A 19,316-nucleotide genomic window follows, 5' to 3' on the forward strand; every position below is an offset into this window, starting at 1 on the left:
CCTGGCTATCGTTGGTGACGTGCGGGGCTCTCACCTCATGACCTGTGTCGAGTTCGTGGCCGACAAGGCCACCAAGGCAGGATTCCCGGACGGAATCGACATCGGCAAGTTGGTGGCGAGCGAAGCTCAGAAGCGGGGGTTGATCGTCCGCCCGATCGGAAACCTCAACGTCATGTCCCCTGCGTTGACGATCTCCGAGTCCGAACTTGATGAGATCGTGGCCATTCTTCGCGAGTCGATCGTGGCCGCCCAGGCGCTCGTCCGATGAAGGTCGGCATTCAGCTTCCCGAGGTAGAACGCGAAGTCCGCTGGCCGGAACTGGCCACAATGAGCAAATCGATCGAGGATGCCGGATTTGATTCGATCTGGGTTGGCGACCATTTGCTCTACCGCACCAACGAGCGGGGGGCCCACGGGCCGTGGGAGGCCTGGTCACAAATGGCAGCAGTGGCGGCCATCACCGAACGAGTGGAAATCGGACCGCTGGTGGCAGCCACTTCGTTCCACGCCCCGGCAATGCTCGCCAAAAAGGCATCCACTCTCGACGAAATCTCCCAGGGTCGCTTTATCCTGGGTCTGGGAGCCGGGTGGAACGAAACCGAATACGAGGCTTTCGGATTTCCCTACGACCGTAGGGCCAGTCGTTTCGAAGCTGCATTCGAGATTATCCGCCGGCTCCTGGCAGGTGAGGAGGTAACTCACCATTCGGACTTCTACGATGTCGAGCGCTGCATCCTTCTTCCTCCCGGACCGACGGCTTCTCTGCCGCTATTGATTGGATCCATCGGCCGACGCGTTCTGCGAATAACCGCCCCACACATGTCGATGTGGAACGCCTGGTACGCCTGGTATGGCAACCGACCCGATGGCCTCCCTCCCTTGCTCGAAGATGTTCATACCGCTCTTAGTGAAGCGGGTCGTCATCCAGCCGATGTGGAAATGACCACGGCGATCCTGATGCAATTCCCCGGTGGCGAGGGCCGCATGCAAGCAGAGCCGCAGTTCTCCGCCCACCCCCTCACGGGGTCTCCGGCTGAACTTGCTGACTGGCTTCATCAATGGGAAGCCGCCGGCATCAGCCACGTACAACTGGTTCTGGACCCGATCACCCTCGAGTCGGTGACTCAAGCCGCCGCAGTGCTTGAAGCTTTCCGGACCCGGTAACCATCTTCACCGATGGTCAAGGGCCGACCAATCGGTCCCTTCGAGCGGTTTGGCGTAACTCGTCGAAGAGGTGTCAAGGGTGAACCCATGCCGCTCGTACAGGCCAAGGGCTCCGGTCTCTGAGGCCGCATCAACGCCGAGGACGGCGTATTCGTATCCTGCCTCTACAACTATTCGCATCCATTCGACGATCAGGGCCGAGGCGATCCCCCTGGCCCGATACTCGCGGCGGGTACCGATGATCTCCGCCCATACCTCGGTGCGTCCTTTGTCCTCGAAATCATGGGGGAAACAACCAGCCACGAGAAGGCCGACCACCTTTGCCCCATCGACGACCACCGCCGACAGGTCCGGGCGGAACGACTCACCACCCACGTAGTGGCGCTCCCAACGCTCCCGGGCGATCGGTTGAGATCCCCAGTGATCTCGAAAAGCATCGTTGTTGGCTTCCCGAACCGCTTCGGACAGTTCGGGCCCATACCGGATCAACTCCAAGCCCGAACCGAGCGGGGCCGGGTCGATCGGCAGGGAGAGGTCGCGAACCATCTCGAACCAATGTCGGACCGGGCGGTACCCATTTTCGGTCAGGAACAAGACCGGACCGGACTGACGGTCATACAACGTCTCCCATAGGAATTTGGGAACGTCAGCTCGAACAGCCAGAGACCGCTCGGTCGCCCTGGCCTCCCGCCAGGCCAGAATTGCCCGGCCGATCCCCGCTCCCCGGTAATCAGGGTGGACCGCCCCCCATCCGGTTGCCCGCCATAGATCGGTTGCCGGTGGGATCTGGACAAAGGCAATAGCCACAGGTGTCCCGTCGCGACTCACCGCGATCATCCCATCCTCGGGAGGATTGTCATCGGTATCTTCCAACTCCTGAACCCACTCCTGTTCGACCATCCGGTAACCACCGTCGACCTCGAAACATGCGTTCCACAGTTGTGTGCACCACGCAGCGTCTGTTCGTTGCAGAGGACGCCAAACTGCGTCCGCAATAGGGGGTAGAGCTATCCGCATTACAAAAACCTACCAACCGCTGTGGCCCCCGGCCCCCCGATTACGGCCGCTAGTGTGCCGATGGTGAAGCGTATATGGTGGCTTGTGGGATCACTCGCTCTTGCCGTCCTGGCGGCGTGTTCGGGTAATGGTGCAGCCTCCGGGTTCGATCCGGAGACGACGGTATTCATGCGTGACAACGTCTTTGACCGCGACCTATACGTGGTCGACGTCGGTACTACGGTGACCTTTGTCAACGAAGGCCGAAATATTCACAACGCCTCCGATTCGGGGGGAGCATGGTCGACGTTGGACAGCTTAGGAAGCCTCATCATGGGTCCCGGCGACTCGACCGAAATAACGTTTGCAGAGCCTGGCGAGTATCTGTTCATCTGCTCCTTCCACTCGGCAAACGGAGTGGGCATGGTGGCCACGTTGGTCGTGAAGGAACCGGGAGCGCCCGCGCCGATCCAGACCGCTACTTCCGAACCAGATCACCCCCCTACGGATTTCTCGGGTACGACCCGTCATGTTCCCGCCGACTATCCGACCATCCAGTCAGCGGTTGACGCGGCCGGCCAGGGCGACCTCATCTTGATCGCCCCTGGCACCTACCGTGAGGAGGTAGCCGTCACGACCGAGAATCTGGTCATCAGGGGCGAGGACCGCAATAACACCATCATCGACGGCGAAGGGGTCAGGTCAAATGGCATTTTGATCACCGCCGACGGGGTAGCCGTCGAAAACCTGACCGTTATCAACCCGGTTGGTAACGGTGTCTTCTGGACGGGTGTGACGGGCTTTCGCGGGTCCTATCTCACAACCATATATGCCGGTAATTACGGGATCTACGCATTCGACTCATCTGACGGACTCATCGAGTACTCGCTCGGGACGGGAGCTCCCGACTCGGGGTTCTACGTTGGCCAATGCGACCCGTGCAACGCCATCGTCACCAACGTCATCTCCGAGTACAACGGCATGGGATATTCGGGGACGAACGCCTCAACCGAGATGTATCTCATCAATTCGATATGGCGACACAACGGCGCCGGCCTGGTACCCAACACGCTCGACGGTGAAAAACTCGCCCCATTCCACGACGTCACGATCGTCGGAAATCTCATCCACGACAACAGCCGAACCGACGTTCCATTCAAAAACGCCACCTGGCCCTCTTTTGGCAATGGCATCATCCTGGCCGGGGGGAACACGTCGCTCATCGAGCGGAATCGGATCGTCAACCATCTTGGAAATGGAATCGTCATATCACCAAACCTCGATAAGAAGTTCTGGTTTTCAAGCGGCAACATCGTCCGGGACAACGTCATCGAAGGAAGCGGCCGAGCTGATCTGGCCCTCGCTGGACTAGCCGACGCAGGGAACTGCTTCGAAGGTAACACTTACTCGACCTCGCTACCGGTCGGCCTGGAGTTGAGTCAGCCCTGCGATGGTCTCCGCCTGCCGGTTCTGTATGAGCTCATGGGAGCGTTGGAACCGCTTGGCAGGGTCGCTCAAAACGGAACAGGATCCCGGCCAGACGCACCGGTCGGGTCTACCCCCCTTCCCGCGCCCCAAGACCAAATGCCTGGTGGGCCCGATGCACCCGTCCGACCGGCGGTCAACGTTTTTGCTTCCTATCCACTCGATCTGCAATCTCTGACGGTGCCGGGCCTTCCGGACGGCGCCACTATTACTCAACAGAAAGGGATCACCGTGTTCGGACTCTCATTGGCAATGGGCGCCTGGTCCATATTCTTCGGGTTGTGGGCCTACCTCATGCCCTTCATGCTTTTTGCCGCGCTGCTGGCCCTGGGTCTATGGGATCTCACCAAGTCGGATGAACGGTCGAAGGGTGCCACCATCGGTTGGATTCTGGTCCAACTGCTCATTCCGTTTGTTGGCGTCCTTGCCTACTTCCTATTTGGCAGCTCATTGCCTCGGTGGAAACGGTATTCGATCGCGCTAGGTGGTCTGGGTTCATACCTGGTGCTCCTCGGAGTCGGAGCGCTGGTTGGCGGCATCGTCTGACGTGACCAAACCATCCCCCGACGAGCACGGGTTGACCCGCCGGGACGCGCTCCGCACCGTCGGCCTCGGAGGTGCGGCCCTCGGCGCCGGTTTTCTCGGTGGCTCACTCCGCGAACCAGCCCTGGCCTCCTCCGACTCCCCCCGCTCGGCGTTCTATGGATCTGACGCCACCGGCCCTGGATATACGGGCGAATTTGATCCACCTGAGAGTCTCGATGCTTCGGCGCTCGTCGACGTCACCATCCCCCCTCCTGCTCGCACCGGCTCACAACAGATCACGCTCTCGGTCGTAGAGAGCCGCAACGAAGTGGCGGCGGGCCAGAGCATTAACCAATGGACGTTTGATGGCTCAGCACCCGGGCCCATAATCCGGGCAACCGAAGGCGATCTGCTCGAGATCACCGTTCATAACCAGACGGATCACAACCATAACTTGCACCTGCACGGGCGTCACTCCCCTTCGATGGATGGCTGGGAACCCATCCCCCCCGGCGGTCAATTCACCTACGAGATCAAAGCCTGCCCAGCGGGAGTTCATCCCTATCACTGCCACACCATGCCGCTCGCCAAGCACGTAGCCAAGGGACTGTACGGGACCATGATCGTTGATCCGATTGGTGGACGTCCGCCCGCTCACGAGTTCGTGCTCTTGCTGTCTGGCTGGGACGTTGACGAAGACGGACGCAACGAGATCTACACCTGGAACGGCGTAGCGGGATACTTCGCCAGATATCCCATCAAGGTCCCGGTTGGAGATCCGGTCCGGGTGTACGTTGTGAACATGACCGAGTACGACCCGGTCGGCTCGTTTCACCTGCACGCTCAGACGTTCGACGTGTTTCCTACCGGGACCGGCCTGAACCCGACCGGCCATACAGACACGATCACTCTCGGCCAAGGAGAACGGGCCATTGTTGAGTTCGCACTGCCCGAATTGGGGAGGTACATGTTTCACCCCCATCAGCACCACATGGCCGGAGCCGGAGCCATGGGATGGTTCGCTGCGATCTAACCAGCTTCCCTGGCCCGCTCGGCCACCGACATGACCGCGGCCAACAGGGCGGCTTTTTGGTTCTCGACGTCGACGTCCGTGAGGTTCCGTATGGGGCGCCAGATCATGCCAAGCGCCGAAGCCGCCAACACCCGGCCGACCGACGAACGCCGGTTCCCGCGAATCGCATGGCGCATGGCCTGGTTGGAGGCCCGAAGTCGCTTTCCAACGAGCGGGTGACTGGACACGGCCTTGTCACCATCGACCCAGACAACGATGTCGCGATGTTCGAGCATGGCATCGAGATAGTCGGCCAACATGAGCTCAAGTTGGTCAGGAAAACCGGGATGGCGGGGGTAGGCAGCCACCACTCGCTCAAGGCGACTGAGAAGCGGGTCAACCAGCTCTATCAGTAACTCATCCTTTGATTCGAGGTGGTAGCCGAAGGCAGCTTTACTCATGCCGACCTCGGCAACCAGGTCGGCGACGGAGACCCCATCGAAGCCCTTCTCGGCGAACAGTCGGAGTGCGGCATTGAGGAGTTCGTCGCGGCGGTTCACGTTTTCAACATACTCACTTGACGATCGTACAGTACAGACCCTAGATTATTCATCCTCCGGACCGCCGTCAAAGGACGACCCCATCCGGTGGACCACAGCCTCACATCGCCCAGAAAGACCATTCGCATGCACAAACCAACCCGACAGCGCCAGGAGCACCCGGGAACCCCAAGCCACAAGGCAGGGCGAGCCTACAAGGGGGCCAACCTCGTGACTCAGCACGACGCTTCAGCCAAAAAGAACGTTGGCAGGGCGAGCGCTGCCAAGAAGCCGGCTGCCAAGAAGTAGCCAACCAATAGAGCCTTAACGGGCTATTTGGCGAGCACGATCCCGTAGACGAACCCCAAGGGTCCCATACGCCACAATTTGTCAACCCGGAGCGGGGCGTCAGCGTACAGCTCTTCGGGTGGCGCCAACTTGTCGAGCGAACGGTGTAGGTACCGGTAGGACTCGCGCCCTCCCACCGCTGCTCCGATCATTGGCAGGACGACCGCAGAGCCAGCCCGATGCAACCCGGCAAGAAACCGGCTCTTCGGGCGGCCTAGGTCGACGATCACCGCTTTACCTCCGGGCTTGAGGACCCGTTCGATCTCGGCCAGCGTGTCTGCCACCGAGGTGAGGTTGCGGAACACGTACGCAGAGAACACTGCATCAAATGAGTCGTCAGGAAACGGAAGCGATTCGCCGTATCCAACGACCTTTTCGTCCATCGGATTGATCTTCAACATCTCGAACTCCGGATCAAGGCCGACGACCTCAAACCCGGCCAGGACCGGGAGAGCTGCGCCCGTACCCGTCCCGAGGTCGAGCAGGCGTCCCCTGGGCAGTTCGGCAATAGCCCGACGACGCCAATTCTGTTCCTGACCGAACGAGAGCACCTTGTTGATGAAATCATACGTACCGGCAATGTCGGTGAAGACGCCGTCGGAATTACGGGGAAGTGCCACTCGATCAGGCGCCGAGTACGTCGAACCCGACATACGGCCGGATCGCCTCCGGGAGCAGCACCGTACCATCGGACTGTTGGTGATTCTCGATGATGGCCAGAATGGTTCGACCGACCGCCACCGCCGTGCCGTTGAGGGTGTGAATCGTCCGGTTACCGGAGTCGTCTTTCATCCGTATCTTGAGCCGTCGGGCTTGATAATCGGTCGTGTTCGAACAGGAGGTAATTTCCCGATAGGCATTTTGTGAGGGAATCCATGCTTCGATGTCGTACTTCTTGGCAGCACTCGATCCCAGATCGCCGGCGGCCACGTTCATCACCCGGTATGGCAACTCAAGGGCTTGGACGATCCGCTCCTCCATTCCAAAGAGGAACTCGTGTTCGTCCCAGGATGTGTCTGGATGACAGAACGAAAACATCTCGACCTTGTCGAACTGATGGACCCGGAAGATTCCCCGAGTGTCCTTCCCATAGGTACCTGCCTCGCGCCGGAAACAGGTCGAGAATCCCGCGTATCGAATCGGCAGCTCACCGGTCAGGATCTCGTCTGCATGCAGGGCGGCCAGAGGCACTTCGGCCGTACCGACCAGGTAAAGATCATCATCACCAAGCGAATACACTTGCTCGCGGTCGGCCGGGAAAAACCCCGTTCCAAACAGGGCCTCCTCCCTGACAAGCACGGGAGGAATCACCGGAGTGAATCCCTCACCGGACAACAGCTCAAGCGCCCATCTGACGAGCCCGAGTTCAAGCATCACTGCCTGGCCCTTCAGATACGCGAAGCGCGAACCAGACACCTTGGCCCCGGCCACGACGTCGATGATCCCCAGGGCCTCTCCGATCTCCTGGTGGTCTCGAACCTCAAAGTCGAATTCCCGCGGAACCCCCCATTGCTTGATTTCGACGTTGTCGGCGTCGGTTTCACCCGTGGGGACCGATTCGTGAGCAAGGTTGGGAACGGTGACCCACAAGGCATCAAACTCAGCTTGGAGTTCGTCGGCATTCGCCGACAATCGTTTGTACTCGTCGGCAAGGACCGCGGCCCGCTCGACGGCAGCTGGTCGCTCTTCGGCGGAGAGGGTTGCGATCTCTTTGCCAATAATCTTCTGGTCGGCCCTGGCCTCCTCGGCGCCCCTCCGGATCAGGCGCAGCGAGGCATCAAGCTCGACAAGTCGACCAACGTCGATCTCGGCGCCCCGCCTGGTCAGGCTGGCCCTCAGTTCGTCGGGTCGTTCGCGGAGCAGGTTGATGTCAATCATCGCGGTTTGATCCTAGGGGGTCGTTGTGGTCGTGCTGTCGGGAATTTGCGCATCCTGACTGATAAAGATCTCCAGGGTTTCCGCGCCCGGAGCGTCGACGTCGATCACCTCCGTGACGGCCCGTACGGAGATGAGATACCGCTGGCCCCCTTCGACTGGCAGGTCGACAAAACTGACCGCCCCCTGGGCGTTGGCTTCGAGGAGATCAATCGTTTCCGATCTCTGTATTGGCTCGCCAGAACTGGCGTCTTGCATGGTCAGGGCGATCGTCAAGTTGTTCTCGGGTAGGTTGCCGCCGTTAAAGACCACCACCTGGACGGTAACGGTCTCCGTGTACGGGAGTCGGTCAGCGTCAAAGCCTTCACTACCGCCCATCGGAGCAGGGTCGGTTATCAGGTTGCTGATCTCAAGGGCTCGCTGGCCGGTCAATACTTCCGAGGATCGAAGGCGCTCGCTCAGGCTCATGATGAAGCCGGTCGTCACCGAGTCAACCGGTACGAAGCGAACGTCCGGCATCTGGGTTTCTGGGATCTCCAACTCGAGTCGCACCGCGTCGAGCTCCTGGATCAGGATTCGATACAGCTCGTCGGCTACCCGTAACTCGGAAACGGCTGCTGCCAACTCGGCGTCGCCCAGTCCCGCGGTCGGAAGGTCGACAACCTTGAGGGTCGCTTCTTTGAACGACGTCACCCCCGCCTGCCAACGTTCAAAGGTGGTCACGGCCAGCCGGCGGGTCCCACGCACCTCGGCAGGCAAGTCTTCCGGCGGCGGCACCATTTCGAGAGCCGTGGTCAGTGAGTCCTCGACTTGCTCGATGGCAGCCACGTACTCATCGCGTCCCATGAGAAGCGGCCCGGTGGCCAACTCGAAAAAGCTGTCAGCATCTGATCGGAGGTCGAGCGTAACCTCGGTGACGATGTCATAGAAGTCCCGGGAGGCCACCTTGCCGGTCCCCAACGAGCCAAGCAGCAACGAGATGGCAATAGCCCCCGACAGGAGCACGGGAAGAATCAGCTTACGGCGGCGGCGCCGGCCACGTGGTTCGGGAAACATGCGTTCCTATTAAGGGGAGCAGAACATTAGACCGCTCCGTGTGGTGACAGTTCGTATCCGTACCGCCATCGCTTATTTGTCCGATTGACGGCAAGGCGGAGTCGTACAAGAGGTTGCAAACCGCGCGACAGAGCCGCGTACAATCAGCGGCCGCTCAAGCGGCCGACCGTGGGCGAAGGGGGACTTGAACCCCCACGAGCCTAAGCTCACAGGCACCTGAAGCCTGCGCGTCTGCCAATTCCGCCACTCGCCCGAGTGGAATTACAAGATACCACGGCCCGCACAGGACAAGGTATGGGTTTGGTAGCGGATACACTCAGGGACGTGAATCTTGTGCGCCATATCGAAAAACGACTTGAGAACGCCATGGAAGGTCTGGCGGGCAAAATGTTCAAGGGTCAACTGCACCCGGTTGAGTTGGCATCCCGAATGATCCGGGAAGCCGACCTGGCAGTTACCCAGGGCCCGGCCGGACCGGAAGCGCCCAACGAATTCGAGATTCGCATCGCGCCCGATTTGCTGACCGACGAACTTCCCGGCCGATACCTTCAAGAACTTGCCAGGGCGGCCGAAGACATGGCGATCGAGCGCGGCTGGCGACTGGCCGGGCCCGTGCGTGTCAAGCTGATCGAGGATCCCAATCTCAGCTCAGGAATCACCTGCACGGTCTCGACGGTCCCCGGTGATCTGAAGTCGTGGGCCAGACTCACCGGGAGCGATGGAGTATTTGAACTACGTTTCAACCGGCTTCTGGTCGGACGGTCCGAAGACTGCGATGTTCGAATCAGCCAGAGCTCCGTGTCCAGAAACCATGCCCGTTTCTGGCGAGACGGGTCCGGCGTGTGGGTCGAGGATCTGCATTCGTCAAACGGGACCAGCGTCAACGGGACCCCCATCACCCAAACGACTCTGGTGGCCGACGGATCGGTCGTATCGTTCGGTCCGAGCGCCTACACCCTTCGTCTCATTGCATGACCGAGTTCATACTCGCGCTCCTCAAGCTGATCTTCATCGCGCTGCTGTTCCTTTTCGTATGGCAGATCGCCAGGGCGATCGGATCCCATCTCGGCGGGTTCGAACGCCGCAAGCGGATCAAGGCCGGATCGGAGATAGTTTTTGTACGATCAGAGAACCAGTCGGGCCTCGATTTCACGGTTGAAGACGTCGTAGTGGTTGGCAGGTCGGACCAGGCCGATGTGTTCCTCGACGATTCCTATGCGTCTGAGTTCCACATGCGCTTTTCTTCGATCGATGGTGCCCTGGTGATCCAGGATCTAGGATCCACGAACGGCACCTATGTCAATGGACGGCGAATCGCAACTCCGGTCGGCCTCAGCAAGGGTGACGCAGTTCAAGTAGGCAAAACGGTCATGGAGGTCCGATGACGTTGACCTGGGCAACGGGCACCCACCAGGGGCGAGTCCGCGATCACAACGAAGACAGCGTCTACCCCCCCGAAGACGGGACGACCTCGGATTCGTTGCTGGTTGGGGTAGCCGACGGCATGGGCGGTCATGTGGCCGGAGAAATTGCCAGCCGACTGGCGCTGGCTGCGGCAGTCGCGGCAGATGGATCGCCCGGGCATCGGGTTCTAGCCGGCAACGACGCCGTCATTGCCGCTACCGAGGACGACATATCCCTTCGCGGCATGGGCACGACGATCAGCCTGGCCGAGATTCACCCGGACGGGCGGGCCGTCATCGGCCACGTCGGGGACTCTCGGATATACCTTTTGAGAAACGGCGCCCTGTATCAATTGACCGAGGACCACACGCTGGTCGCCGAACTACAAGCCGCTGGCAAAATCACTGCCGAAGAAGCCGTCAGCCATCCCCAGCGGAGCGTGCTCACCAGGGCAGCCGGTCTTACGTACGCATTGATCCCCGACGAACTCGAGGAACGATTGGAGGGTGGGGACCGTTTGATTCTCTGTTCCGACGGATTGTCAAACATGATCGATAACGACATCATCCTCTCCCTTGCCACCACCGAGTCGCTGCACCAAGTCGTGTGGTCGCTGATCGAGGCCGCCAATCAGGCAGGCGGCCATGACAACATCACGGTGGCGGTAGTCGACTTCCAGACGTGAGCCGTACCGCCGAAGGCGCATTGATTCTGGCAGCCGCCATGCTCGGCGCGTTCGGGGTTGCCCTCGTGAACATCGCCGGCCGGCAGGCGATTGGCGACGACGTAGCGTTGACGTTCTTTGTCATGATCACCGCGTTCGGCGCGCTTCACGCGGCGGTTCGCAGATGGGCTCCAAACGGGTCGCCATATCTCATTCCGCTGGCAGCACTACTTACGGCGGTCGGCCTGTCTGAAATCTATCGGCTCAATCCGGCCATGGCATCGCTGCAAAAGTGGTGGCTTCTCATCGGGGCAGGCCTGGGAATCCTTACCCTGTGGGGACTCTCGTCGGGTGGAACGCAGCTTCTCCGGCGCTACCGGTACATCATGCTCCTCTCTGCCCTCGGTTTGCTCGTCCTTCCACTCCTCCCTCAGCGATGGCCTCTCCCCCTACGCGGTCTCGCCGTCAACGGGTCCCGACTCTGGGTGTCAATCGACCTGGGGGTGATCCAGATGCGCTTCCAACCTGGAGAAATTGTGAAACTTCTCATCGTCGGCTTTCTGGCCTCGTTCCTGGCCGAGCGCCACGAGGCACTGGCCATGCGGACTCGCAAATTCGGTCCCTTCGAGCTACCCGAGCCGCGCCAAATGATCCCCATACTCGTGGCCTGGTTTGCCAGCTTCGGGGTGATGATCTATCAGCGCGATCTCGGCGCTTCGCTCCTACTCTTCTCGACCTTCATCGCCATGATGTATGTGGCCACCGCCCGCAACACCTACCTGGTGGTCGGCGGAGGGCTGTTCGCCCTGGGGTCGGTAGCTGCCTGGAGCGCCTTCACGCACGTCCAAACCCGCCTCGAGGCGTGGCTCGTACCCTTCGAGCACTACGAAACAACCGGCTACCAGATATCAAACGGCATCTTCGCGATGGCTTCCGGGAGCCTTTCGGGAACCGGTCTCGGGCTAGGTCGTCCGTCGCTCATTGCGTTTGCCCCAACCGACTTCATTTTCGCGGCGGTCGGCGAGGAGCTAGGCCTGGTCGGCTCGGTTCTCATCCTGGCCATATACGCGTTGATGGTTAGCGTCGGCATGGGGATCGCGCTGCGCAGCCGTGATTTGTTCAGAAAGCTCCTGGCGGCCGGTCTGACCTTCTCGTTCGGCCTCCAGTCTTTGCTCATCATCGGTGGCATCGTCCGTCTCTTCCCCCTCACCGGCATCACGTTGCCTTTCATGTCATACGGCGGTTCTTCACTGGTGTCGAACTTCGTGTTGGTCGCCCTTCTCGTCCAGGTTTCCCATGAGGAGCGGGTATGAACAGCCCGATTCGCCGCCTCACGCTCGCCCTCCTGATCGGTTTCTGCTTGCTGCTTGTCAACGTCACCTACATCCAGGCGTTGGCGACCGACCGATACCGGGACGATCCCCGTAACGCCAGGGTGCAGCTCGCCCGATCCGAACGCGAGCGGGGTCTGATCCTCGACCGAAATGACGTCGTGCTTGCCACCTCGGAGGCCCAGGCCGGCGCCGGTACCTTTGTGCGGACCTACCCATTCGGAGGGCTTCTCGGCCATCCGGTGGGCTTCTCATCGCTCTTGTTTGGAGATCGCGGGCTCGAACAGGCGTATGCCAATGATTTGAGAAGCAAACAAGATTTGACGATTTCCAACGTGATTGCCGGTGTCCTCGGCAATGACCTCCATCCCGAAAACATACGGTTGACAATCGACGTCGCCCTGCAACGGGCAGCCAGCGAGGCGTTGGCCGGACAAATCGGCGCCGTGGTCGCCTTAGACCCTTCGACCGGTGCCATCCTCGCCTATGTGTCATCTCCCGGGTTCGACCCATCCGTGCTCGTCGGCGCGACCGCCGGTCCTGCCGGCGATGCCCTCGACGCCGACCCAGACGAACCGTTGCGGGACCGGGTCGTAAACGAGCTCTACCCGCCAGGGTCGATATTCAAGATCATTACCGCGGCAGCCGCCCTTGAGTTCGGCGAGATGACCGTCGACTCCACGTTCGCCAACCCGGCTTCGCTCGCTCTCCCCGGATCCGAGTCAACCATTTCCAACGCCAACGGAAGACCCTGCGGTTCCGGAAGCGAAGTGACGCTGGGGCGCGGGTTTATCTCCTCCTGTAACACGACGTTCGCTCAAGCAGCGATGGAAATTGGGGCCGACGCCCTCAAGTCACAGGCAGAGAATTTCGGATTTGGCGCCGAAATCCCCTTCACATTTCCAGTCATACCGTCAAACTTTTCACCGGTAGACCTCTCGGAAGACCTTCCCGCTCTTGCCCAATCGGCCATCGGACAGCGAGACGTCCGGGTCACTCCGCTGCACATGGCTCTCATGGCCGCCGGGATAGCCAATGGGGGACAAATCATGGTTCCGTATCTCGTGGCGGATATCGTCGACGGCGACGGCAAGGTCGTCTCATCCACCGAGCCGGCTGTGTGGCGGCGGGCCGTGAACGAGGCAACCGCCGCAATCCTGCTCGAGCTTATGGTGGAAACCGTCGATTCCGGGACCGGGACCAACGCCCGGATTGACGGCATACGGGTGGCCGGCAAAACGGGGACAGCTGAGAATCCCGGCCAGCCACCTCACGCGTGGTTCGTCGGTTTCGCTCCCGCCGACCAACCCACGATCGCGATTGCTGTCATCGTCGAGTTTGGAGGGGTGCAGGGCGACGAGGCATCGGGAGGCCGCACCGCGGCGCCGATCGCCAAACAAACGCTGGAACGGTGGCTGAAGCCTTGAGTGACCCTACAATCCACCCGATGCAACCGGGCAACCGACTAGCGAACCGATATGAGCTCATCCGACATCTGGCACGCGGGGGTATGGCCGACGTGTGGGAGGCCACCGATACCCTGCTCGGGCGCAGGGTCGCCATCAAGATTCTTCATCCCCAATTCGCCACCGACGACAACTTCATCGCCCGATTCCGTCGTGAGGCACAGTCTGCGGCCAATCTTTCGCATCCCAACATCGTGTCCATTTTCGACTGGGGCGAAGAGGGGTCGCTCTACTTCATCGTAATGGAACTCGTCGAAGGCAAGACCCTTCGAGATGTGATTCATGACGAAACCGGGCTTATGCCACGCCGGGCTGCCGAAATCGCCGCCGAAGTCTCGGCCGCCCTGGCGGTCGCTCACCGGGCCGGCCTCGTCCACCGCGATCTCAAGCCGGCCAACATTCTTCTGACGCCCGATGGAACCGCCAAAGTGACCGACTTCGGCATAGCCCTCGCCTGGAACGACTCACAGCAGCTGACCAAAACCGGGGCGGTCATCGGTACGGCGACGTACTTCTCTCCAGAACAAGCCCAGGGACAGCCACTCGACGAACGATCGGACCTCTATTCGCTCGGGGTCGTCCTGTACGAAATGCTCACCGGCGTACCACCCTTCACCGGCGATTCGCCCGTCTCGGTCGCATACCAGCATGTCTCCGAACCCGCTCGGCTTCCTTCGGTTGGGAACCCACATTTGCCGCCGGACATCGAGACGATCGTCGTCAAGGCCATGGACAAGGTGCCTGACGCTCGATATCAGACTGCCTTGGAGATGCGCGAAGACCTTTTGCTCTACATCCAGGGAGCCAAGCCAAATGCTGCCCAGATGGCTTCGGCCGCCGCTCCCACCCGGGTCCTGACCGAGATGCCCGCCCCCACGGTTCCCCCCGACGAAACCTATCGGCAGGTGGCAAGTGCCTCTACCGCCGCCAACAACCGTCCGTTTATCGCCACCTCGGTGGTGCTCCTGCTCAGTCTCGTAGCACTGATGTTCGTGCTCTTCAAGGTGATTGGCGGGGGCAGCGGTGGCGACCAGGCAACCCTGGTGAAAGTGCCGTCCCTGGTCGGGCTCACCGAAGCAACAGCTGTCAACCTGCTCCAAGACGCCGACCTCAAATGGGACGTCGAGCGCCGGGCCGACCCCATCGTCGTCGCCGGGACCGTGATCGAGTCGGATCCGCCGGCCGAAACCGAAGTTGAAGCCCAAAGCCTCGTCAAGATCGTGATCTCGAACGGTCAGGACCAAGCTCAGGTACCGATCCTGGTCGGAATCAGCCAGGCCGAAGCCGAACAACGCTTGACGGACCGAGGGTTGATTGTCGGCTTTGTCACAAATCAGCCCGATCCGGACATCCTGCTTGGCCAGGTGATCTCACAGAATCCTCAGGCGGGCGATCCGGTTCCCGTCGGCTCAGCGGTCGATCTCGTGGTGTCGGGAGGCCCCGAGTTGTATACGCTCCCGGACCTTCACGGACGCTCGTTCCGTGAGGTGAAACTTGAACTCGAAGGCCTTGGCTTTGTCGTTGAATCGGAAGATGCCTTTGACGATGAACTCCAGGAGGGTTTGATCGTGTCGAGCATCCCGGCCCCAGGGGACATCAAAGTCGGCAGCACCATCCTTTTGATCGTCTCCATTGGACCTGAAACCAAGGCAGTTCCATCGTTGATCGGCCGAACGGTCGAAGACGCCACACAACTCGCCGAAGGCCTGGGCTTCGAAGTCGTGGTGAGCCAGGAAACTCGCGAAAACGCCGACCTGGCCGGCCGGATTGTCGAGCAGACCCCCGACGCCGGGGGCCTGTTCCCCAAAGGCACCAAGATCACGGTGATCCTGGCCGTGGCCCCCACCACGACGACGACCAGCACAACTACGACCTCGACGACGACCACCACCACGACCCCGACCACACCCCCGACCACCACCGTCCCCTAATGGAGGCGCTGTTCGCCTGGTACGAACGGCACGGACGCGATTTCCCCTGGCGACACACCGACGACCCCTGGGTCATCCTCGTTTCCGAGGTGATGAGCCAGCAGACCCAGATCGATCGGGTGGCCGTCCGCTACGACTCCTTCCTCGCCAGGTTTCCCACCCCCCGGGCCATGGCGTCAGCCCCGCCGGCCGACGTGCTCGCCGAGTGGTCGGGGCTCGGGTACAACCGTCGGGCCTTGAATCTGCAGGCTGCCGCCCGGGTGGTGGTGGAGTCGGGTTGGCCTGACACGAGCACTGACCTTGGCGCACTGCCCGGCGTTGGGCCATACACGGCCGCCGCAGTCGCGTGCTTCGCGTTCGGCGAACAGGTACCGGCCATCGATACAAACTTGAAGCGCGTTCTATCGCGATGGGTCGGACGGGCGCTGGTGGGATCAGAACTGTCTGAACAGGCCGTTGCGATGGTTCCGCCCGGCCAGGCGGCCCGTTGGAACTCGGCAGTGATGGATTTGGGCGCTCTGATATGCAAACCGGTACCGCGCTGCGAAGATTGCCCCGTCTCGGACTCCTGCGCCGACCCGACGGTGTACGTCCCGCCGCCCCGGCAAGCTGGTTTCGACGGTTCGCTCCGTCAGACTCGCGGGACGATCGTGAAACTGATGCTCGACGGAAGACCCCGAACCGCCGATCTGGTCGCGGCAACCGTCCGCCACCAACCAGATCGCGTCGAGACTGCCCTGTCCGCGCTGGTTCGGGAGGGAATTCTCGAGTCGGTCGATTCGGGATATGTCGTGGTCGGAGCGGCGCCGCCAGCCCGGTAGTCGACGTGTGGCACCGGTCGCCTGGTGACTAGCCCGCCAAAAAGTTCTGCAAAAGCGCCTTGCCCTCCGTCGTGAGAATCGACTCAGGATGGAACTGCACCCCATAAATCGGCAACTCGACGTGGCGGATGCCCTGGATGACTTCGTCTTCGATGCTCCAGGCGGTCGCCATCAACTCGTCTGGCATTTCACAAACGGCCAGCGAGTGATACCGGGTGGCCGTGAACGGTTGCGACAGGCCGAAAAACACCGCTTCGCCGTCGTGGCGAATCTGAGAGGTCTTCCCGTGTTTCGGTTCAGGCGCCAGGTCAACCTGACCACCGAAGGCCACCACGATGGCCTGATGGCCGAGACAGACCCCGAGCGTCGGCATCTCGCGTCCCAGCGTCTTGATGAAGTCGATCGAATAGCCGGCTTGTTCGGGGCGTCCAGGGCCGGGGGAGATCACGAGACGATCCGCCTTGAACTGGCGGGCCTGTTCGGGCGTCATCTCATCCGAGCGGATTACGATCGGATCGGCACCCAACTCTCCGAGATACTGGACGAGGTTGTAGGTGAACGAGTCGTAGTTATCGACAACAAGGCATCGCATAGGGCAGCCAGACTACTGGCGATCCCACAGTGACCAAGCGTCTGGCGACGTTTGGTCCGTCGCTCCGAAGGTCGCCAGTCGAGCGGCTATCCTCCTAGACCATGCCGAAATCAAAAGGTCGTAAAAAAGCTGTCGTCCATCAGATTCCCCGCGCCAAGGAACTCGAGGTCGAATCACCGAAGTGGTATGTCATATCCATGACCGGCCTGATGGTGGTCGGCGTACTGGCGGTTCTGGCCTACTACATCTTCAGCCTGAGCCCGTGGTCGCTGCGTGGCGGTCTTCTCGCCATAGCCATCGGGTTCATCATGACGGTCAACTGGCACTAGCTGTCCCCCCTGCGATAGGTGGGCGGAGGTAGTCCTCAGGCGGGTCTCCAGATCGGGTTCATGGGTTCCCGACAATGTCGGGGATAGGCGTCTTCGGTATTTGACTGAACCGTCATGATGACCTCGGTCCCACATCCGGCACACCGGAAATGAACTTCGGTCTCAGAAACGTCTTCGGGGTCTGGCTCGTCAGGAGCGTCGGCCAGCATCCGGATAATCGACGTCATCGCCTTCCAGAGCAACCAGCCCGCCACGAGCGCAATAACAACCTGCCAGAACATGTCCGAAAGTGTAGGCAGGGTTACAGACGTTCGATGATGAGGCCGTTGGCCATGCCTCCGCCTTCGCTCATCGTCTGAAGTCCGTACCGTTTGCCAGTTCGTTTGAGTTCATGAACGAGCGTGGTCAACAGTCGCGCTCCGGACGCTCCCAGCGGGTGCCCCAGGGCGATGGCTCCCCCGTTGACGTTCGTACGACTCCAGAGGTCTCCGGTGGGATCTGTGTCTGCCAACCAGGCACCGATCACGCTGGCGAACGCCTCATTTACCTCAACCAAGTCGATGTCATCAATCGACAGTCCGGCCCTTTTCAAAACCCGCTCCGTCGCCAGGATCGGGCCGGTGAGCATCGTCACCGGATCGACCCCCACCAGAGAGAATGACCGAAAACGCGCCATGGGTTCGAGTCCGAGGGACTCCGCCTTTGATTCGCTCATGATGAGCACGGCGGCCGCCCCATCCGATATCTGCGAAACATTCCCGGCCGTCACCACACCGTCTTCTTCGAACGCCGGTCGAAGGCGAGCCAGTTCAGCCGCACTGATCTCGGCCCGAATCCCTTCGTCGGTGGTCATTGCCGTAGCAAGGCCAACGTCCAGCGGGACCATTTGATCGACAAACCTGCCCTCGCTGGTGGCCCGGGCGGCCCTCTGATGGGAATCAAAGGCGATCGAATCAAGCTGCTCACGAGTCAACGACCACTCCCTGGCAATCAACCCGGCTGAGATCCCCTGCGGTACCAACTGGTATCGATCTTTGACGGTGGGTCCGAACGGTTGACCCGGCCCCTGATACGCCGTGACGCCCATGGGAACTCTGGTCATCGATTCCACTCCGGCGGCGATTACCACGTCATAGGCGCCCGCCATGACGCCCTGCGCCGCAAAGTGCGCCGCCTGCTGGGAGGATCCGCATTGCCGATCGACGGTGGTCCCGGCCACGCTGTCAGGGAAGCCGGCAGCCAGCGCGGCACTGCGACCAACGTTGAGTCCTTGTTCGCCCGTCTGCATGACACATCCCATGATGACGTCCTCGATCAAGCCAGGATCTATGCCGGTCCTGGCTACCAACGATTCGAGCGGGCGGGCGGCCAGATCGACGGCATGTAGCTTCCCGAGAAGGCCATCGCGCCGACCTATCGGGGTTCGGACCGCATCAACGATTACGGCTGCTGGCAAGTGGGGCTCCAAGTCGACCTGGGCAGCGTACACGCCAGCACCGAATCCGGTTCGTGTCGCTGTCGTTTTGGGCGTAAACTACCCGTCCCCGGGGCTGTAGCTCAGCTTGGCAGAGCACCTGGTTTGCAACCAGGGGGTCAGGGGTTCAAATCCCCTCAGCTCCACGGTCGGGCCATCCCCTGCGGACGGACTGACTGACTGACATACAACTCAACCCGGAAGGGCGTTGGATTGGGACCTGAATCGGCCTGATACAATTCCCACTCCTTCGGGCCTATAGCTCAGCTTGGTTAGAGCGCTTCCCTGATAAGGAAGAGGTCCC

General features: G+C 60.9%; 21 protein-coding genes and 2 tRNA genes. 14 read left to right on the top strand and 9 right to left on the bottom strand.

Translation table 11 applies throughout. From position 1 onward, the window contains the following. The coding region (locus JJE47_10605; GenBank protein MBK5267873.1) for an aminotransferase class III-fold pyridoxal phosphate-dependent enzyme at window positions 1-268 on the top strand (268 nt) is incomplete at its 5' end. Next, window positions 265-1,164: an LLM class flavin-dependent oxidoreductase gene (locus tag JJE47_10610; GenBank protein MBK5267874.1), complete on the top strand. Its 900-nt coding sequence runs from the start codon at window positions 265-267 to the stop codon at window positions 1,162-1,164. The genes JJE47_10605 and JJE47_10610, both read left to right, overlap by 4 nt. A gap of 6 nt (window positions 1,165-1,170) precedes the next feature. Here the strand turns inward: JJE47_10610 and JJE47_10615 are convergent, their stop codons facing one another. Continuing rightward, the gene (locus tag JJE47_10615) at window positions 1,171-2,064 is read right to left on the bottom strand and encodes a GNAT family N-acetyltransferase (GenBank protein ID MBK5267875.1); all 894 of its coding nucleotides are present in this window, start codon (window positions 2,062-2,064) and stop codon (window positions 1,171-1,173) included. 180 nt (window positions 2,065-2,244) lie between these two features. On the opposite strand from JJE47_10615, the gene JJE47_10620 reads away from it, so the two are divergent. Beyond that, complete coding sequence (locus tag JJE47_10620) at window positions 2,245-4,191, top strand: right-handed parallel beta-helix repeat-containing protein (GenBank protein MBK5267876.1); 1,947 nt, start codon at window positions 2,245-2,247, stop codon at window positions 4,189-4,191. Window positions 4,192-4,222: 31 nt separating this feature from the next. Continuing rightward, window positions 4,223-5,203 carry a multicopper oxidase domain-containing protein gene (locus tag JJE47_10625; protein ID MBK5267877.1) on the top strand — a complete coding sequence of 327 codons (981 nt, stop codon included), beginning with the start codon at window positions 4,223-4,225 and terminating at the stop codon, window positions 5,201-5,203. On the opposite strand, the gene JJE47_10630 is transcribed toward JJE47_10625, so the two are convergent. Then, window positions 5,200-5,742, bottom strand: a complete 543-nt coding sequence (locus JJE47_10630) for a helix-turn-helix transcriptional regulator (protein MBK5267878.1) — start codon at window positions 5,740-5,742, stop codon at window positions 5,200-5,202. The genes JJE47_10625 and JJE47_10630 overlap by 4 nt on opposite strands. A gap of 126 nt (window positions 5,743-5,868) precedes the next feature. On the opposite strand from JJE47_10630, the gene JJE47_10635 reads away from it, so the two are divergent. Further along, window positions 5,869-6,030, top strand: a complete 162-nt coding sequence (locus JJE47_10635; protein MBK5267879.1) for a hypothetical protein — start codon at window positions 5,869-5,871, stop codon at window positions 6,028-6,030. Window positions 6,031-6,053: 23 nt separating this feature from the next. On the opposite strand, the gene JJE47_10640 is transcribed toward JJE47_10635, so the two are convergent. The 4 genes from JJE47_10640 to JJE47_10655 all read right to left on the bottom strand — a co-directional run bounded on the left by JJE47_10640 (window position 6,054) and on the right by JJE47_10655 (window position 9,253). Next, window positions 6,054-6,722: a class I SAM-dependent methyltransferase gene (locus JJE47_10640; protein ID MBK5267880.1), complete on the bottom strand. Its 669-nt coding sequence runs from the start codon at window positions 6,720-6,722 to the stop codon at window positions 6,054-6,056. Further along, the gene (gene serS / locus JJE47_10645; GenBank protein ID MBK5267881.1) at window positions 6,694-7,947 is read right to left on the bottom strand and encodes a serine--tRNA ligase; all 1,254 of its coding nucleotides are present in this window, start codon (window positions 7,945-7,947) and stop codon (window positions 6,694-6,696) included. Before serS ends, JJE47_10640 begins: the two co-directional genes overlap by 29 nt. Before the next feature lie 12 nt (window positions 7,948-7,959). Continuing rightward, entirely contained in the window at window positions 7,960-9,000 is a 1,041-nt protein-coding gene (locus JJE47_10650; GenBank protein MBK5267882.1) for a hypothetical protein, read from the bottom strand. A gap of 169 nt (window positions 9,001-9,169) precedes the next feature. Continuing rightward, a tRNA-Leu gene (locus JJE47_10655) sits at window positions 9,170-9,253 on the bottom strand. Window positions 9,254-9,324: 71 nt separating this feature from the next. Here JJE47_10655 and JJE47_10660 point away from each other — a divergent pair. Genes JJE47_10660 through JJE47_10690 form a run of 7 tightly spaced genes read left to right on the top strand, consistent with a single transcriptional unit; the run spans window position 9,325 to window position 16,617 of the window. Continuing rightward, window positions 9,325-9,975: an FHA domain-containing protein gene (locus JJE47_10660; protein ID MBK5267883.1), complete on the top strand. Its 651-nt coding sequence runs from the start codon at window positions 9,325-9,327 to the stop codon at window positions 9,973-9,975. After that, window positions 9,972-10,385, top strand: a complete 414-nt coding sequence (locus JJE47_10665) for an FHA domain-containing protein (GenBank protein MBK5267884.1) — start codon at window positions 9,972-9,974, stop codon at window positions 10,383-10,385. Before JJE47_10660 ends, JJE47_10665 begins: the two co-directional genes overlap by 4 nt. After that, a complete protein-coding gene (locus JJE47_10670) occupies window positions 10,382-11,089 on the top strand; it encodes a serine/threonine-protein phosphatase (protein MBK5267885.1) in 708 nt (235 codons plus the stop codon). The genes JJE47_10665 and JJE47_10670 overlap by 4 nt, the downstream gene beginning before the upstream one ends. Then, entirely contained in the window at window positions 11,086-12,381 is a 1,296-nt protein-coding gene (locus JJE47_10675; protein MBK5267886.1) for an FtsW/RodA/SpoVE family cell cycle protein, read from the top strand. Before JJE47_10670 ends, JJE47_10675 begins: the two co-directional genes overlap by 4 nt. Further along, the gene (locus JJE47_10680) at window positions 12,378-13,826 is read left to right on the top strand and encodes a penicillin-binding protein 2 (GenBank protein ID MBK5267887.1); all 1,449 of its coding nucleotides are present in this window, start codon (window positions 12,378-12,380) and stop codon (window positions 13,824-13,826) included. Before JJE47_10675 ends, JJE47_10680 begins: the two co-directional genes overlap by 4 nt. A 20-nt stretch (window positions 13,827-13,846) precedes the next feature. Continuing rightward, window positions 13,847-15,796, top strand: coding sequence for a Stk1 family PASTA domain-containing Ser/Thr kinase (gene pknB / locus JJE47_10685; protein MBK5267888.1), 1,950 nt, complete (start codon window positions 13,847-13,849; stop codon window positions 15,794-15,796). Then, window positions 15,796-16,617 carry an A/G-specific adenine glycosylase gene (locus JJE47_10690; protein MBK5267889.1) on the top strand — a complete coding sequence of 274 codons (822 nt, stop codon included), beginning with the start codon at window positions 15,796-15,798 and terminating at the stop codon, window positions 16,615-16,617. The genes pknB and JJE47_10690 overlap by 1 nt, the downstream gene beginning before the upstream one ends. Before the next feature lie 28 nt (window positions 16,618-16,645). Here the strand turns inward: JJE47_10690 and JJE47_10695 are convergent, their stop codons facing one another. Beyond that, a complete protein-coding gene (locus JJE47_10695; protein ID MBK5267890.1) occupies window positions 16,646-17,209 on the bottom strand; it encodes an aminodeoxychorismate/anthranilate synthase component II in 564 nt (187 codons plus the stop codon). Window positions 17,210-17,310: 101 nt separating this feature from the next. On the opposite strand from JJE47_10695, the gene JJE47_10700 reads away from it, so the two are divergent. Beyond that, window positions 17,311-17,538, top strand: a complete 228-nt coding sequence (locus JJE47_10700; protein ID MBK5267891.1) for a cell division protein CrgA — start codon at window positions 17,311-17,313, stop codon at window positions 17,536-17,538. Between the two features lie 35 nt (window positions 17,539-17,573). On the opposite strand, the gene JJE47_10705 is transcribed toward JJE47_10700, so the two are convergent. Both JJE47_10705 and JJE47_10710 read right to left on the bottom strand, forming a co-directional pair. Then, window positions 17,574-17,819: a hypothetical protein gene (locus JJE47_10705; protein MBK5267892.1), complete on the bottom strand. Its 246-nt coding sequence runs from the start codon at window positions 17,817-17,819 to the stop codon at window positions 17,574-17,576. 20 nt (window positions 17,820-17,839) lie between these two features. After that, complete coding sequence (locus JJE47_10710; GenBank protein ID MBK5267893.1) at window positions 17,840-18,994, bottom strand: thiolase family protein; 1,155 nt, start codon at window positions 18,992-18,994, stop codon at window positions 17,840-17,842. Between the two features lie 90 nt (window positions 18,995-19,084). On the opposite strand from JJE47_10710, the gene JJE47_10715 reads away from it, so the two are divergent. Further along, a tRNA-Ala gene (locus JJE47_10715) sits at window positions 19,085-19,158 on the top strand. The last annotated feature ends 158 nt before the right edge of the window (window positions 19,159-19,316 follow it).

This window comes from Acidimicrobiia bacterium, from assembly GCA_016650365.1.
Lineage (GTDB): Bacteria > Actinomycetota > Acidimicrobiia > Spongiisociales > JAENVV01 > JAENVV01.